Origin of the sequence: Brumicola blandensis (genome assembly GCF_031846165.1) — a bacterium.
GTDB classification, from domain to species: Bacteria; Pseudomonadota; Gammaproteobacteria; order Enterobacterales; family Alteromonadaceae; genus Glaciecola; species Glaciecola blandensis.
The window spans coordinates 326,691-343,377 of record NZ_JAVRIE010000002.1 but is presented as its reverse complement, the minus strand read 5'-3'; the positions used below and the strand labels follow the sequence as shown (position 1 = coordinate 343,377).

Genomic DNA, 16,687 nt, shown 5'->3' with positions numbered 1-16,687 from the left:
TAAGGCACTGCAAAGAGCGGTTAAATCAGATAGCTTCAATATGTAGGTATAGAAACCAATAACCCTATGTTTATCGAATCACCGATAATCACCATTAAGCTACAAATAAGAACGTAAAAAAGGTTTACGCAGTGCAAAAAGGCTTCACCCTGATCGAATTAATTGTTGTGATCGTGATTATTGGCATCCTCGCGGTTATCGCCACACCTCGATTTATCGACTTACAAAAGGATGCGACTGTCGCCAAACTTGAGGCAATGGCAGGCGCAATGGAGAGCGGAGTAGGCTTAGTGAATGCAAAAGCTATCTTGGCAAACAAAATCGAAGGCACAGATTCTCTTGATGTAGGCGGAGCAACAATGGCACTAGAAAGTGGCTTTCCATCTGCGCATTGGAACAACTCGGTGCGCTATCTTGTGCAACTAGATAATGAATCATTTTCTACCTTTGTAGAAATTTGTACTAACGATTGGTGTGGAAAAGGTAATCAAACTGCTATTCCAAGCGGAGTGACACTCACTCTGCCGGCCCGCGTGGCAAAAGCCTACCCTAGGGGATACAGCTATAACGATGAATGCGGCGTTTACTTCATCAACCGTACCGATGGCAGTCAACCCGAAATAGGTCTGGAAACAGCTGATTGTTAAAATACCACTTTCAGTGCTGTCTCGAGAATTGACTGCAACGAGTTTAACTGTGTCACTTAATCAACAGTCACCGGCGAAACAAAACCTACTGGCTTCACCGCCAATAGCGAACAAGAAAGGGATTGCAGAATATTCTCTGCAGTATTACCAATAAAGAAACTAGACATGCCGGTGCGAGCAACCGTTCCCATTACAAGTAAGTCGATTGTCTCAAGTTCGGTAAACTCAGGCACCTTCACGAAAGGAAACCCCTCTAGATGATTAATATTAAACGTTTGCTTGCAGCCAGACGCTTTAATCATCCTCTTTAAGTTATCTAAACTTTCCTGTTCTGCTTCGCGCTTTTCATTACTTAACTGAGTGGTACTCATGCTTAGCCAAGTACCATTGGTCAAGGTATTTTCTAAAGTAAAGTCCCAACAAGCAACGAGCTCTGTCGGTTTCTGCGACGCTGAAGTAAGCGCAGTTGATAAGCGAAGAAGCTTTTTCGACAATGATAACTCGACTTGATCCTTAGCATTAGGATCGACGGCTACTGCCACTTTACCTTGGTTAATTTGATGACCGGGTCGACATAACATGACAGGGCATGGACACTTTCGCAAAAGGTCCAGATCTACAGACATAAATCCTATCTCGTTATTTTTCGTCTCAGCTTGTTTAACTAGCAAGTCATAATCATCCTGCAGAACTCTTTTGATCGCTGTTGTAGAAGCATCATGAGCTTGCATACTGCTCACCGAAACACGCGAGGCCAAAGGTAGATCTCTTTGCACCTTTTCCAACATCTGTTGATAAGCCTCTAGCGCGTTATCAATAAGCTGTTGAGAATAAGAAAGCAGTTTTGCTGGAAGTGTAGGTACGATCACTAAAACATCTAAACCAAACTCCGCCTCCTGCGCTAGTGTCATAGCATTGCGCAAAGCATCCTCATCATTTCCTAGGCCTCTGCTCACAAATAGAACGCGATTAAACGTCATATCGATTCCTCCATTGTCATCACCATAGATTAAAAATTAGACGAACTTAGTCAGTGTAGAAAAAAGAAAACAAAAAAACCAGCGCGAAGGCTGGGTTTTAACATTTTTAGAGACTTTTACTAATCTAGATCAAACTAGTTCTCTATCATTTAAAATGGGATATCATCATCAAAGTCGAAATCTGGCTCAGCCATTGGCGGCGCTTTTTGTTGCGGAGACTGCTGAGCTGGTTGCTGATAACCACCCTGTTGCCCGCCTGACTGGCTGCCTTGCCCTTGTTGATAACCGCCTTGACCGCCGCCTTGGTTTTGTTGATAACCGGCTTGTTGTCCACCTTGACTTTGACCGCCCTGTGGACGCTGTTGGTATCCGCCTTGACCGCCACTTTGCGCACCGCCGTTACCACCACCACCAAGCATTTGCATTTGATCACAAATCACTTCAGTTGTATAACGGTCGTTACCTTGCTGGTCTTGCCATTTTCGTGTTTGCAATTTACCTTCAAGATAAATCTGTGAACCCTTTTTCAAGTACTCACCTGCAACTTCAGCCAAACGACGATACATTGTGACTTTGTGCCACTCCGTTCTTTCCTGCAATTGACCTTGTTGATCTTTCCAGCTCTCACTAGTGGCGATACTTAAATTGGCAACGGCATTTCCATTTGGCATATAACGAACTTCAGGGTCGTTACCCAAATTACCTACCAAAATGACTTTGTTTACACCTCTAGAGGCCATGCTAACTCCTGTTTTCAAATTTTTGTTTACTGTATAGCCGCTTAATTTATGCCAAAGTTGACGATAAATACCCAGAAGCTAGCACAGCATTTTTCCGCTAATAATATACTCTTTACAGGAACAATTTGCACCTGTATTCATGGTAAGTTTTCAGCTTTTTGCTGAGTGCTTTGTTGCCTGAGTCGTATTGGATGAAACCGGCTCAAAAACTTAACTATTGAATCAATGCCTTAGCCTGCTTCAAGTCAAAACCTTTGCTATCGACTTTAAGATAAATTGCCTGTTCGACCAAATCGATAGACACGTCATGCACTTGTTCAATGCTACTCAACTCTTGCTGGATGTTGCTGTAGTCAGTTTCTTTCGTCCATGCTGCACCTGCTGGAATTTTTAAGGTCACTCGCTTGACTCGTTTTGCGCTTTGAATACCTGCAGCTAAAATCATACCGATAAATATGACGAGCAAACAGGCGTAGATAGCAGTGTCGGCTTCCATCCACTGAGTTAATACCCCTGATAATACGCCACCTAAAAACGCACCAAAAAATTGGTGACTCGCATAAATCCCCATTGCACTGCCCTTGCGTCCTGCAGGCGCGATACTGGAAACTAATGCCGGCATATGCGCTTCCATATAGTTGAAGCCTGCAAAAAACAGAATGCCAGCTAGGGTAATCAATTTCCAATCAAGGCCAGGCAATAAGAAAAGGCCGAAACCAAAAGACATCAATAGCAATGAGAAAATGAAAGCGATACCGGTGGGCACTCGTGCACCTAGCTTCATCAGTACTACCAGAAACAGTACAGAGATGAGAAGAATTGGCGTATAGATCTTCCAATGCTCATTCAGACCAAAGTCAGCCTCGCTCAATAAAGTGGGCACCTGCACGAAGAAACAAGTAATCAGCATATGAACAATTAACACGCTAAGATTCAAACGCCAAAGATTGCTATCTATCAACAATGATTTAAGTTGATTACGACGAGGGATGGTATCGCCAGCCGGCGTTTGTTGTGCGGGGGTCACAACACCAAATTGAATTAAAGGTATGCAGCATATCGTCAGCACGGCCGTGATCCAGAAGATACCAGAAAGGCCAAACGTACCTGCGATCACTGGCCCAACAAGCAAAGCAAGGTAGAATGAAAAACCTATCGACACACCGATAATTGCCATCACTTTGGCTCTTTCAGACTCTCGAGTAACATCTGTAGCGAGAGCCATTACCGCCCCAGCGATCGCTCCGGCACCTTGAAGAACCCGGCCTACTGTGAGCATGGTCATCGTATCGGCTGTTGCAGCAATAATACTACCCAGCGCAAAGAAGCTTAGTCCGAGATAAATAACCGGTTTACGACCCCATTTATCTGACAGTATCCCCATCGGAATTTGCAGAATAGCCTGTGTAAGGCCATAACCACCAATGGCTAAACCTACTAATAATGGAGAATAGTCAGGGTATTCGACAGCCGCGATGGCCAATACAGGAATGACCATGAAAAGACCTAGCATACGCAGTACATATACTGATGCTAAGGTAATGGCAGCCCTTACTTCACTAGCGTTCAATCGTTCAGTTTCCGTTCTAAGTTATAAGTTATTGGGGTTAGTCCGTGAGACAGGGGCGCGATTCTAACACAAGAAATCTGCAGACTCACCAGTGCTTGATCCCATTGCAGCCATTTGCGTAACAAACGCATATTTCATTGCAAATTTGTGTCATAATACGCGATTGGTTTTTGGCATACACATCACTAAGGCATCTCTCTAAAGTACTATGGATAAAATTGAAGTTCGCGGGGCTAGAACCCACAACCTAAAAAACATCAATATTGAACTCCCCCGAGATAAGCTAGTTGTTATTACAGGGCTTTCAGGTTCAGGTAAATCATCTTTGGCATTCGATACTTTATATGCAGAGGGCCAACGTCGTTATGTAGAGTCACTGTCGGCGTACGCAAGACAGTTTTTGTCAATGATGGAAAAACCCGATGTAGACCATATCGAGGGTTTATCGCCGGCTATTTCTATTGAACAGAAGTCGACATCGCATAACCCGCGTTCCACAGTTGGGACCATTACTGAAATATACGATTACTTACGCTTGCTATTCGCTCGCGTGGGAACGCCCAAATGCCCGGACCATGATGTTGCTCTGAACGCCCAAACCGTCAGCCAGATGGTAGACCGAGTGTTAGAAATGCCCGAAGGTAGCAAACTCATGCTGTTGGCTCCTGTCGTTCAAGACAGAAAAGGTGAGCACGTAAAGACCTTAGAAGGATTGTCGGCTCAAGGCTTTATTCGAGCGAGAATAGATGGTGAAGTGTGTGATCTATCTGATCCCCCTACCTTAGACTTACACAAAAAGCATACTATTGAAGTGGTTGTTGACCGCTTCAAAGTGCGTGATGACTTACAATTGCGCCTTGCTGAATCTTTTGAAACCGCACTAACTTTGTCTTCCGGTTCAGCTAAAGTCGCTTACATGGATGAACCTGACAGAGAGGAAGTTGTTTTTTCAGCAAATTTTGCCTGTCCTCATTGTGGATACAGCATCACTGAACTAGAACCTCGCATATTTTCGTTTAACAACCCCGCCGGTGCATGCCAAACCTGCGATGGCTTAGGTACTCGACAATTCTTCGACCCACATCGTGTCGTTGGCAATGATGAAATCAGCTTGTCAGGCGGCGCAATCCGCGGCTGGGATAAACGTAGTTATTATTATTTCCAAATGTTGCAGTCTGTCGCTGACCACTATGGCTTCGACTTGAACAAGCCATTCCAAGAGTTAGATAAAAAAGCCAAAGACATTGTGCTCTTCGGAAGTAAAGGCACGTCAGTTAAGTTTAAATATATCAATGAGCGCGGAGACATCATGGAACGCAAGCATCCTTTCGAAGGGATCATTCCCAACATGGAAAGGCGGTACCGTGAAACTGAATCGAACACAGTACGTGAAGAATTGGGCAAGTATATGAGCCATCAGCATTGTTCGACTTGCTCAGGCACACGACTTCGCTTAGAAGCTAGAAACGTGTTTATCGAAGGTACCAACCTACCGCAAGTCGCTGAAATGTCGATTGCGGAATCGCTAGACTTGTTCGATAGTCTAAACCTCAGCGGTCAGCGCGCTGCTATTGCAGAGAAGATCCTAAAAGAGATAAAAGACCGACTGCAATTCCTCGTGAATGTTGGTTTGAACTACCTCTCACTTTCTCGGAGCGCCGATACCCTATCTGGTGGTGAAGCGCAGCGAATCAGACTCGCGAGCCAAATCGGCGCCGGTTTGGTTGGCGTAATGTATGTCCTCGATGAACCCAGTATTGGTTTGCACCAACGTGATAATGAACGTCTATTAAAAACGCTGCGTCATCTGCGTGATTTAGGCAACACCGTTATTGTGGTTGAACATGATGAAGACGCGATCAAAGAAGCGGATCACATTGTTGATATTGGCCCAGGCGCTGGTGTGCATGGTGGTGAAATTATCGCCCAAGGCCAACTGAAAGATATCATGGAAAGTGAACATTCACTTACAGGTAAGTACCTTTCAGGAAGAGAGTTCATTGAAATACCAAAAGTAAGAACAAGCACGAAAGATCGTGAGTGGGTCACCTTGACTGGAGCGACAGGCAACAACCTTCAATCCGTCACATTGAAAATTCCAATGGGCTTGATGACTTGTGTAACGGGTGTGTCTGGTTCAGGAAAATCAACGCTGATCAACGATACTTTTTATCGTATTGCTCAACGCGAGTTAAACCGAGCTACCACAAATGAACCAGCACCTTACAAAAGTATCTCTGGTTTGGAGCACATGGATAAAGTGGTCGATATTGACCAAAGTCCAATAGGCAGAACACCACGGTCAAACCCCGCTACCTACGCTGGGATCTTCACACCGATCCGTGAAATCTTCGCAGGTACGCAAGAGGCACGCTCTCGCGGATACAAACCCGGTCGCTTTAGCTTTAATGTAAAAGGCGGACGCTGTGAGGCATGCCAAGGCGACGGTCTAATCAAAGTTGAGATGCACTTTTTACCCGATGTATATGTGCCTTGTGATGTATGTGCAGGTAAACGCTACAACCGTGAAACCCTAGAAATTCGCTATAAGAATAAGAACATTCATGAAATTCTAGAAATGACCGTTGAAGATGCGCGTGAATTTTTCGATGCCATTCCAGCCATTAATCGCAAACTGCAAACCTTGATGGACGTGGGCTTGTCCTATATTCGCCTGGGTCAGTCTGCAACGACCTTGTCTGGCGGTGAAGCACAACGTGTCAAGCTTGCTAAAGAGCTATCTAAGCGAGATACAGGGCAGACATTGTACATTCTGGATGAACCTACAACAGGTTTGCACTTCCATGATATCAAGCAACTGCTTGAAGTCTTACATCGCCTAAGAGATCACGGCAACACAGTCGTCGTCATTGAGCACAACTTAGACGTTGTTAAGACTGCAGACTGGGTTGTTGATCTTGGTCCTGAAGGTGGCTCAGGCGGCGGTGAAATTGTAGCTGAAGGCACTCCTGAAAAGATTTGTACCGTTGAGCGCTCTCATACAGGACGTTTTCTCAAGCCGATGTTAGCTGTAAAACAGGGAGAGTAAGGTGCTAAGTATCAAATTCGACGTTCGTTTTTATGAAACTGATGCTCTTCAGCATGTGAGTAATACGGTACTAGTTGGTTGGTTTGAAACTGCTCGCTTGCCTATATTTCGTTACTTTACGCCTGAGCTTGATTTACAAAATTGGCCACTGATTTTGGCTAACTACAACGTAGATTTTCTTGAACAAATTTATCTTAGCCCAGAAGTCGAAGTGAAAACGTGGGTCAGTCGGATTGGCAACAGTTCATTTGAAGTTTATCAAGAAGTGTGGCAAAACCAGCAGCGAAAAGCAAAAGGTACAACTACGCTAGTGCGCTTTGATTACCAAACAAAGAAAGCAACGCCAATCGCCGATGAAGTGCGGGCGATGCTGAGCGAACATTTGATAGACTTGAGCGAGCACAAGTAGAGAAAGACGAAGGGGCATAAAATGGCGACGGAAGCAGACGCAATTCACTCGGATTTCATCAGCGTAATCGATGATGTGCTGTCTCCTGAACTATGCCAACAAATCATCGACACCATAGAAAGCAGCAAACACCTTGCTCCCGGTCAAACGGGCGGCGGCCTTGATGAAAGTAAAAAAAGGTCACTTGATGTTTCAATATCTCGGCATGAAGAGTTTCAGTCTCTTTATCCACAAGTTGCGACAATAACCGGTAAGCACCTGGTGGATTATTTCAAAAAGTATCACTTTGCACTTATTGGTCCAATCGGGCTCACCATGGCCGACATTCAGACCGGTGAGCCAGTGAAACTCACTACTGACAACTTCGACGAACAAGCCCTGCCGCGCCTACCACAAATAGTGAACTACCTATTTAGGATTGGTGAAATTAATGCGCAAAAATACACTGCCGGTGAAGGTGGTTACCCTTATTGGCATTCGGAAAACTATCCTCAGCAAGGCTCAACCGATGCATTGCATCGCAATCTTTTGTTTATGTTTTATCTCAATGATGTAGAGGAAGGCGGAGAAACTGAGTTTTATTATCAGGATAAAAAGATCCAAGCGAAAACCGGAAGAATGGTAATTGCACCGAGTGGATTCACCCACACACACCGCGGCAACATTCCTATCTCGAACGATAAATACATTCTTACCTCTTGGGTATTGTTCAACCCTGCCGAGCACATTTTTGCGCGAGGATAATTAGCAACGGTCGCATTAAATTTGATTGAAACCCAACTCCCGTTGCTTCTTTTTACTGAAACCAAGTGTCACCAAACGATAAGACTCGTTTAAGTAATAGCGTAGTTCTTCATCATTCTCGGCTGGACTTTGATGTTGCTGTATCCACAACATACCACGAGAAGCCATATAAGGCGCTGGCTTGTACCCCGGTGCTTGGCTAAGAAAGTGATAGTTCATTTCTGAGGTTTTGAAGGTATACGCGGGCCCTCCTTCCTTGTTGGTTGTGCCCAAGGCAAACAATTTCCCCGCCACTTTCCAAACATGCGAGCCACCCCATTGTACGACATAAGTTGTGTGAGCTTTTGCTCTGCAAAACGCATTGAATTCATCGTGGGTCACTGCCGCTCGTCCGTCCTTGTAATCAGTAATTTAACTATAGCGTTTTTCCCTACTCTATCAACCCCATCATACGGGGTAATGTTTCGCTGATTTGTGGGAATAAAGTGACTAATAGCAAGCAGATGAACATTGCAGCGTACAAAGGGAGTAACGGTTTTACTACCGCCCCAATGCTGGTTTTACCAATGCTACAGCCAACGAACAACACGCTACCGACTGGCGGTGTACAAAGGCCAATACTCAGGTTTAGGATCATCATTATCCCAAAGTGCAAAGGCGAGATATCCATTGCTGCCATAACCGGCATTAAAATAGGTGTGAATATCAATACCGCGGGTGTCATGTCCATGAAGGTCCCCACCACCAATAACATGATATTAATTAGTATTAAGATCATGATGGGGTTGTCAGATAAGGTTAAGACTAATTCTGTAAATGTTTGTGGGATGAACTCATAGCTGAGCATCCACGACATGGAAGCGGAAGCGCCAATCAACAACATGACTATTGCTGTGGTTTGAACTGATTTTAACAGGATATTAGGCAGATCTTTGAGTGCGATTTCGCGATACACACCCAAGGACAAAACCAGTGCATAGATGACGGCAATGGCGCCTGCTTCGGTTGGCGTAAAATAGCCTCCGATGATCCCACCTATGACAATGACGATAAGCAATAATGAAGGTATCGCGGCTACTAAGTGATGAACACCTTCAGCGAAAGAGTATTTCAAGCCTGCAGGGAAATTATGCTTTTTTGCGTAGATACCACACACAATCATTAAGGAAAGTGCGACCAATAGACCTGGGATGTAGCCTGCCATAAAGAGTGCTGCAATCGACACGCCACCACTGGCTAAGGAATATATTATGAGTATGTTGCTGGGTGGAATGAGCATACCCGTAGTGGAGGCAGTCACGGTTACAGCAGTATTGAAGTTTTTATCGTAACCTTCTTTGTTCATTGCCGGGATCATGAAACCACCGATCGCCGATGTTGCTGCAACTGCAGAGCCTGAGATTGAGCCAAATAAAGCACAGGCAATCACGTTCACGAGGGCCAAACCACCCGAGAACCTGCCCACTAAGACCATAGCAAAGTTAATCAGTCGACGCGCAATTCCGCCTTGCCCCATTAAGTAGCCGGACAATATAAAGAAAGGGATCGCAAGCAGAGCAAAACTATCTAAACCACTCGCAATACGCTGTGCTACGGTTGTTAGTGCGGCATCAGCAGGTATAGTGGCGAGCATCGTTAAAACCGTTGCCACTGCAATTGCTATCGCTATGGGGGTATTGATTGCTAGTAGTACAACAAAGCTCACTAACAATATCGCAATCGTTAAATCCATTATTGCACCTCCGCTTTGACGGCTTTGCTTTTGCTAGTGTGACTAATCATTTGTTCCGCGTCGCCTGGGTAATGTCCAAAAAGTCGCTCAATGGCAAAAAAAGCGAATAAAACGCCGCTAATCGGTAATGCCATATAAACCACTCCCATATTAACTTGCATCGCCGCTGAGCGTTGCTCTAAGTGAAACGCTAATAACACGAGCTTTGAACCACCATAGATAAGTACCGAAATAGCAAACGCTAAGGTCATCAATTGTACGATTTGCGTAGTGACTTTTGCCTTGCGTGCCGACATTGATTTAACAAAGATATCGACACCTAGATGCATTCGGTGACGATAAGCATGAGAGGCTCCTAATAGGCCAATCCAGATCAATAGGAACCTAGCTAGTTCCTCTGTGAAGGAGCTTGGTTTAGGAAGCAAAAAACGAGTGAGTACTTGCCAACTTACATCTATTAATAATAAGGCCATTAAGATAATCAGTAAGTATTTTAACGCCAAATCGAGCTTGCTCACGAAGGTCAGAAATGTCCCCATTACTCATCTCCCTTTGTATCACTAGCACTGGCATCTTCGGCGACAACTCTGTCTATGAGTAAACCAATCTTAGTATCCTGATATTGCTCACGCAGACTTGCTGTTTTGCTAACAAATTGAGACTTGTCAGCTTTCACAACTTCAACGCCTGCTTTTTTCACTTCGCTTAAAGCTAATTCGGTTGAGGCTTGCCATAACACCTTTTGTTTCTCAACTGAATCTGCGGCGGCCTTGCGCACCCACGCCTGCTCTGTATTGCTAAGTTGGTCCCAAACATTGGTGCTAAACACTAAAACATCTGGGATTGAGGTATGCTCGTCCAGTAAATAATACTTCGCCACTTCGTAGTGCTTGCTCAAATAGAAGCTTGGAGGATTATTCTCAGCACCATCGACCACGCCTTGTTGCAGAGCGGTATAAAGCTCACCCCAAGATACAGGTGTTGCCGAGCCGCCCATTGTATTGACCATATTCACTGCAGACTGGCTGTTCATGACCCTGATCTTCATTCCTTCTAGGTCATCAGGCTGGTAGACCGGTTTTTTTGTCGTATAAAAACTGCGGCTTCCCGCATCGTAATAGCCCAAGCCCATGAAGTAATAAGGTACGCCCGCATTCAATAATTCTTTGCCAATATCGCCTTGCAGTACATTCCAAAAGTGCGCTGGAGAAGAAAATAAATACGGCACGCTGAACATTTTCATCTCAGGTACAAACGCCTCCAACGAACTTGCCGACACCTTGGTCATGGAAAGGCTACCAATTTGCAGCAGTTCAAGGTTTTCGCGCTCAGAACCGAGTTGACCGGAGGGATAGATTAATAAGTCCATGTTGCCGTTAGAGTAGAATTGCAGGCGCTTTTGCATATAAACCATCGCTTCATGCACAGGATGATTCACATCTAAACCATGCGCAATTCGTAACACCTTCACATCACTCTGCTCGGCGCATGCATTCAGAATAAATACGGCAACAATGGCTAACACCATTGCGCTAAGCTTTTTCCTTTTCACCATCTTGCTCATTGAACGATTCCTTAGTCTTACTCTTTACTTCATCAAGCGATTCTACTAGACCATTATTGGTAAGGCCACTTAACCAACATTAACCTATTTTTAACAATATTAATATTAAAAAAAGGCAATTCAGTATATAAAGTTACTTTCTCGTGATAAAAACTTCTCTGCAGTAAATAGTTTCGCTATGATTGATGAAACCGCGCAAGAATAATGAATCGCTGGGCTGAATAGAACAAATTTGGATGTTATGGATAGTTTAAAACTACAGATCGTAAAAAGTGACAGGCTTTACATGAAGGTTGCTGAGCAGCTGAAAAAGCTGATTGACAATGATGTGATCAAACCCGGCGAACGTTTTCCCTCCGAGCGTGAGCTTGCAGAGAAACTAGGTGTTAGCCGGCCGACTATTCGTGAGGCCATGATTGCGCTGGAATTATCAGGTGTGATTGAAATCCGAACTGGCTCTGGTATTTATGTCACCGACAAAAAAGCCAAAATTCCGCCCGAATTAAATGATAAAGGGGTAGGTCCTTTCGAAATTCTCGAAATTAGATATATCCTTGAAGCAGAAGCTTGTGCCCTAGCGGCAGCGCGCATTACCGATGAGCAAATAGCCGAACTTCGTCAAGTCGTGGAAGAAATGGAAGAAGAGCAGAAGTTGCCAAATGCTTCTGAAAAAGCCGACCAAAAGTTCCATTCTATTATTGCGCAAGCATGCCAGAACTCAGCAATATCCTCCGTCGTCGATTGGCTATGGGATCTTCGTAACGAATCCGCACTAAGTACTGCATTTCTGGAGCGTATTCGCGATGAAGGAGTACATCCTTCAATTGATGAGCACAGAAACATATTACGTGCACTAGAACAACGCAACCCAGAGAAAGCTCGCATGGCAATGAAGCAGCACATTGAAAACGCGACATCAAACGCAGCGACCCACTTCAACAAGTAGGACTTAAGCAAAAGTCCTATTCTGCATCTTGCAATATCTGACTTAGATAAGCATGGGTGCCAAGCTCAGTAATCTTATGGATACCGTCAATCAAGCGTTTGGTAAAGTTGGGTGTCGTTTTTAAGCTAGTGGGAAAAATACTTGTTTGCTTAAATAGAGCGTCGACCAAATCGATAGGTTGCTCCCAATGCTCATTGACTAAGGCATGCAATAAGTCTGCAATAGGGTCATTGATAATATAAGTAACACCCTTTTCATCACTCCCTTTCAGATACCGTAACCAACAAACAAGCGTTGCCATTAAGCATGCCGTATGTTGCTCTTTATTTTCGCGGTAAAGCTCTTCCATCGCTTGTAAAATTCGCTGTTGTAATTTTTGTGAACCATCGCTGGCCACCTGCTGCGTTGCATAGGCAATATCACTGTTTTCAAATCGTTGTATGATTTGTTGTTGATACTCTGCCAGGTCAACATTCGGAAATGTCGGAATAGTTGGTCCCGTTTCTTTCTGCATTAAACGCTGAATGACTGTTACCAGCAAGGGATCAATAACTGCCTGATGGATCCACTTATGACCCAACAGCACTCCCATATAGGCTAAGGCTGAATGCGAACCATTGAGAGTGCGAAGCTTCAGTTTCTCGTAGTCCGAGACCTGCTTAACAAATAGTACGCCGGCCGATTCCCAGTCTGGTCGTTCGGTACAAAAATTATCCTCTATCACCCACTGTTTGAATGGCTCAGTCACTATCAAACCTTGATCTTCATAGCCATATTGTTGAGTAAGCGCTTGGCCATCTGCTACGGTAACTTTTGGCACAATACGATCGACCATGCTCGAACAAAAACTCACATTATTCTGGATCCAAGTCACCAGCTTTTTATCCACGCGAGAGGCTAGGCCTAACACTACAGATTTTACAATCGCCCCATTCTCAGGCAAGTTGTCACAGCTAATAATGCTGAGCTTAGACGAGTGTGAATACTCACTTTTCATTCTTTTCAAGCATGCTTTGACCAAAAGCCCGGGCATACTTTTCGGTTCATTGGGGAATACTAAGTCATGCTGAATATCTGCTGACTCCCAATCAATCGATTGGCTTGATTGATCGTAGTGGTAACCCTTCTCTGTGACCGTCATGGTGACAATTTTGATGCTTGGATCAGCTAAGGCTTCACTCAGTTTTTGAGGCTCTTCTCTCGCAGCGATAACTTCTTTTATCGAACCAATCACTCTGGCTGTTGACTTACCTGTACTTTTTTCAATAAGAGTGAAGAAACCATCCTGAGGATTGAGTTGCTCTTTTACCGTCTGACTTCTCAGCGATACCCCAATAATTCGCCAATCACCGCCACTTTGGGCTAAGGCATCATCGGTAAACACCGCTTGGTGGCCACGATGAAAAGCGCCAATACCGATATGAATTATCCCCGCGCCGTGTTGCTCAGCATCATAACGTGGACATTGAACACAGCCAGGCAAAGATTTTACAAGCGTAGCTGATAGACGCTCACTCATAACTTATAGGCCTTTTTCACAAGATTGTAAGTTAAGTCGACTGCAAGCTCATGAGCCTCTTCTAGACGTAAACGATGATCTGCAACCAGTTCCGCAAGGAAGCCGGCATCAATGCGGCGAGCCACATCATGACGCGCTGGAATTGACATGAATGCGCGGGTGTCGTCGTTAAAACCAACAGTATTATAAAAGCCAGCCGTTTCCATCGTTTGCTGTCGGAATCGCTTCATCCCCTCTGGACTATCATGGAACCACCAAGCAGGGCCCAGCTTCAAACTAGGGTAGTGTCCGGCTAAGGGCGCTAATTCTCGACTGTAGGTAGTTTCATCTAGTGTGAATAGAATCACCTGCAAATCAGGATTGTTACCGTGCTTGTCCATTAGGGCTTTTAAGTTCTTAACATACTCTGTCGGCATAGGAAGATCAGCGCCTTTATCGCGACCAAAACCAGCAAATACCTCTTTGTTGTGATTTCGATAACAACCGGGATGAATTTGCATGACTAAGCCATCCTCAACGCTCATGTCAGCCATTTTGCTTAGCATATGACCACGAAATAGCTCACACTCTTCAGCACTCACCTGCCCTAACATCGCTTTGTCATAGAGTTTCGACGCTTGAGCATCGGAGAGGTTGGCTGTGAAGGGAGTTAAGTGACCGTGGTCTGTAGATGTTGCTCCATGGCGCTTGAAATATTCACGGCGATTCTGCAAGGCATTTAGATACCCCTGATAATCTGTTGTGGTTTCACCCGAAATATCAGATAGTTTTCCTATTTGCTCTGCAAAATCAGCTTGTTCCGGATCTAAAACATTATCAGGGCGATAGGCGGTAAGCACTTTGCCAGTCCAATCCGATTCTGCAATCTTTTGATGATGCTGCAACTTATCTAGTGGATTTTCTGTGGTTGCAATTACTTCGATGTTAAAACGGTCAAACAAGGCGCGCGGTCGAAACTGCTCTTGTTGCAGGCTTTGAGCAATCACTTGGTAATAATGTGAAGCAGTGTGGGCGTCTAAGGCAACATCTATTTTAAAGACTTCAGCGAACACATAATCCATCCACATGCGAGAAGGCGTCCCCCTAAACAAATAATAGTTTTCTGCGAAAATTTGCCACACAGCCTCAGGATCAACCAATTGTGCTTCTTTTGAATTCCCCAAACCCAAGGCTTCTAAACGGATACCTTGTGAGTAAAGCATTCTGAAAACATAGTGGTCAGGCTGTATTAAGAGCTCGGTTGGGTTTGAGAAAGCATTGTTGTTTGCAAACCAAGCAGGATCAGTATGTCCGTGTGGACTGACAATAGGCAAGCCCTTAATACTGTCATACAACTCGGTCGCAATTTGTCGAATTGTAGGGTCAGGACTAAAAAGTCGATTTGGATTAAGTTGAAGACGGTTCGACACCTTACCTTCCTTTATTTCAATAATGTTGTTGGATTAACCGCGAATAAAATCTATGAAGTGATTATTCACTTCTACTAGAAGCCATATTTAGCAACTATCGATTAACTAGAGTGCCCACAGTGTGTATCACGCCGCGCAACTCGGCCAAGCCTTTTAAACGACCCATATAGCTGTAGCCCGGTTTCACACCTTCTTGATTCAATTCGTCGTCAAGCAAATGACCATGATCGGGTCTCATCGGAATACGCTGGTAAGCTTCACCTTTGCTTGCTAACTTACGACGTTTTTCTTCTGATAGTAGCGCCTCGACTAGCCCTACCATATCATTATCGCCATCAAGATGATCGGACTCATAAAACGAACCATCATCTTCTCGAATAACGTTACGAAGATGAACAAAGTAAATGCTTGGGCCAAATTGCTTCACCATTTCAACTAAATTGTTGTCGCCTCTGGCACCATAAGAGCCTGCGCACATAGTCAAACCATTCGCAGGACTCGGACAAGCTTCAAGTAAAGCATTGGCGTCACTGGCTGTGGATACAACCCGTGGCAAGCCAAACAGAGAAAACGGAGGATCATCTGGGTGAATGCACATAAGCGCACCGACCGATTCTGCAACTGGGATAATCTCTCTTAAGAAAGCAAACAAATGCGCTCTGAAGCCTTCGGTACCTAAATCGATAAACTGCTGAATGGTAGTCCGAATTTCGTCACGCGTGTACGACCCTTCACCGCCAGGTAAGCCAGCAATGATATTGCGTTCCAATTCCGTCCTTTCTGCTTCACTCATTTTATCAAAACGGGCTTTCGCTTTGTTCAAGACCGCCTCAGAGTAACTCTGTTCAGCCCCTTCACGATCCAACATATAAATGTCATATGCAGCGAAATCGGTCATTTCAAAACGTAAAGCATGACTGTTGTTTGGCAAGCGATACATGAGATTGGTGCGAGTCCAATCTACGACCGGCATGAAGTTGTAGCAAATAGTGTATACGCCACACTCTGCAGCATTGATGATAGATTGCTTATAGTTTTCAATGTACTGAAGATAGTTTCCTGTTCGCGTTTTAATATCATTATGAACAGGAATGCTTTCAATCACATCCCAGCTAAGTCCAGCATCTTCAATGACTTTTTTTCTTTGTATGATCGCGTCTTTCGTCCACAGTTCGCCTGTTGCTATTTCATGCAAAGAGCTTACAATTCCAGTCGCACCAGCTTGACGGATCTTTTGTAAGCTAATCGAGTCACTAGGTCCGAACCATCGCCAAGTTTCTATCATTTAATCTACCTCAAAGTTAACCCAGTCGCATAATGCGCGATGTGGTAACTATTTAAAAAACGGTAACTCCCTATTGGGGAAACGGAGTTACCG

At 44.5% G+C, this 16,687-nt stretch carries 15 protein-coding genes; 5 read left to right on the top strand and 10 right to left on the bottom strand.

The window, feature by feature from the left end:
* Positions 1-131 precede the first annotated feature (131 nt).
* Positions 132-647, top strand: coding sequence for a prepilin-type N-terminal cleavage/methylation domain-containing protein (locus tag RM544_RS06750; RefSeq protein WP_311361005.1), 516 nt, complete (start codon positions 132-134; stop codon positions 645-647).
* 56 nt (positions 648-703) lie between these two features.
* On the opposite strand, the gene RM544_RS06745 is transcribed toward RM544_RS06750, so the two are convergent.
* The 3 genes from RM544_RS06745 to RM544_RS06735 form a co-directional block, all read right to left on the bottom strand.
* The gene (locus tag RM544_RS06745) at positions 704-1,627 is read right to left on the bottom strand and encodes a universal stress protein (protein ID WP_311361004.1); all 924 of its coding nucleotides are present in this window, start codon (positions 1,625-1,627) and stop codon (positions 704-706) included.
* A 149-nt stretch (positions 1,628-1,776) separates the two neighbouring features.
* Entirely contained in the window at positions 1,777-2,367 is a 591-nt protein-coding gene (ssb, locus tag RM544_RS06740; protein WP_311361003.1) for a single-stranded DNA-binding protein, read from the bottom strand.
* 214 nt (positions 2,368-2,581) lie between these two features.
* Positions 2,582-3,937: an MFS transporter gene (locus tag RM544_RS06735; protein WP_311361002.1), complete on the bottom strand. Its 1,356-nt coding sequence runs from the start codon at positions 3,935-3,937 to the stop codon at positions 2,582-2,584.
* Between the two features lie 208 nt (positions 3,938-4,145).
* On the opposite strand from RM544_RS06735, the gene uvrA reads away from it, so the two are divergent.
* Genes uvrA through RM544_RS06720 form a run of 3 tightly spaced genes read left to right on the top strand, consistent with a single transcriptional unit; the run spans position 4,146 to position 8,139 of the window.
* Positions 4,146-6,986 carry an excinuclease ABC subunit UvrA gene (gene uvrA / locus RM544_RS06730; protein ID WP_311361001.1) on the top strand — a complete coding sequence of 947 codons (2,841 nt, stop codon included), beginning with the start codon at positions 4,146-4,148 and terminating at the stop codon, positions 6,984-6,986.
* Position 6,987: 1 nt separating this feature from the next.
* Positions 6,988-7,395: an acyl-CoA thioesterase gene (locus RM544_RS06725; protein ID WP_311361000.1), complete on the top strand. Its 408-nt coding sequence runs from the start codon at positions 6,988-6,990 to the stop codon at positions 7,393-7,395.
* 21 nt (positions 7,396-7,416) lie between these two features.
* Entirely contained in the window at positions 7,417-8,139 is a 723-nt protein-coding gene (locus tag RM544_RS06720; protein WP_311360999.1) for a 2OG-Fe(II) oxygenase, read from the top strand.
* Between the two features lie 15 nt (positions 8,140-8,154).
* On the opposite strand, the gene RM544_RS06715 is transcribed toward RM544_RS06720, so the two are convergent.
* Genes RM544_RS06715 through RM544_RS06700 form a run of 4 tightly spaced genes read right to left on the bottom strand, consistent with a single transcriptional unit; the run spans position 8,155 to position 11,426 of the window.
* Positions 8,155-8,520 carry an MmcQ/YjbR family DNA-binding protein gene (locus tag RM544_RS06715; RefSeq protein ID WP_311360998.1) on the bottom strand — a complete coding sequence of 122 codons (366 nt, stop codon included), beginning with the start codon at positions 8,518-8,520 and terminating at the stop codon, positions 8,155-8,157.
* A gap of 49 nt (positions 8,521-8,569) precedes the next feature.
* The gene (locus tag RM544_RS06710) at positions 8,570-9,871 is read right to left on the bottom strand and encodes a TRAP transporter large permease (RefSeq protein WP_311360997.1); all 1,302 of its coding nucleotides are present in this window, start codon (positions 9,869-9,871) and stop codon (positions 8,570-8,572) included.
* Positions 9,871-10,410 (bottom strand): TRAP transporter small permease, encoded by a 540-nt coding sequence (locus RM544_RS06705; RefSeq protein ID WP_311360996.1) that lies wholly within the window; start codon positions 10,408-10,410, stop codon positions 9,871-9,873. The genes RM544_RS06710 and RM544_RS06705 overlap by 1 nt, the downstream gene beginning before the upstream one ends.
* Complete coding sequence (locus tag RM544_RS06700; protein ID WP_311361351.1) at positions 10,410-11,426, bottom strand: TRAP transporter substrate-binding protein; 1,017 nt, start codon at positions 11,424-11,426, stop codon at positions 10,410-10,412. Before RM544_RS06700 ends, RM544_RS06705 begins: the two co-directional genes overlap by 1 nt.
* A gap of 250 nt (positions 11,427-11,676) precedes the next feature.
* Here RM544_RS06700 and RM544_RS06695 point away from each other — a divergent pair, with 250 nt between their 5' ends.
* Positions 11,677-12,381: a FadR/GntR family transcriptional regulator gene (locus tag RM544_RS06695; RefSeq protein WP_311360995.1), complete on the top strand. Its 705-nt coding sequence runs from the start codon at positions 11,677-11,679 to the stop codon at positions 12,379-12,381.
* A gap of 16 nt (positions 12,382-12,397) precedes the next feature.
* Here the strand turns inward: RM544_RS06695 and RM544_RS06690 are convergent, their stop codons facing one another.
* From RM544_RS06690 to uxuA, 3 genes are all read right to left on the bottom strand, one after another.
* On the bottom strand, positions 12,398-13,900 hold the full coding sequence (locus RM544_RS06690) for a mannitol dehydrogenase family protein (RefSeq protein WP_311360994.1): 1,503 nt from the start codon (positions 13,898-13,900) through the stop codon (positions 12,398-12,400).
* Entirely contained in the window at positions 13,897-15,309 is a 1,413-nt protein-coding gene (gene uxaC / locus RM544_RS06685; protein WP_311360993.1) for a glucuronate isomerase, read from the bottom strand. The genes RM544_RS06690 and uxaC overlap by 4 nt, the downstream gene beginning before the upstream one ends.
* A gap of 94 nt (positions 15,310-15,403) precedes the next feature.
* Positions 15,404-16,594 (bottom strand): mannonate dehydratase, encoded by a 1,191-nt coding sequence (uxuA, locus tag RM544_RS06680; RefSeq protein ID WP_311360992.1) that lies wholly within the window; start codon positions 16,592-16,594, stop codon positions 15,404-15,406.
* Positions 16,595-16,687: the final 93 nt, after the last annotated feature.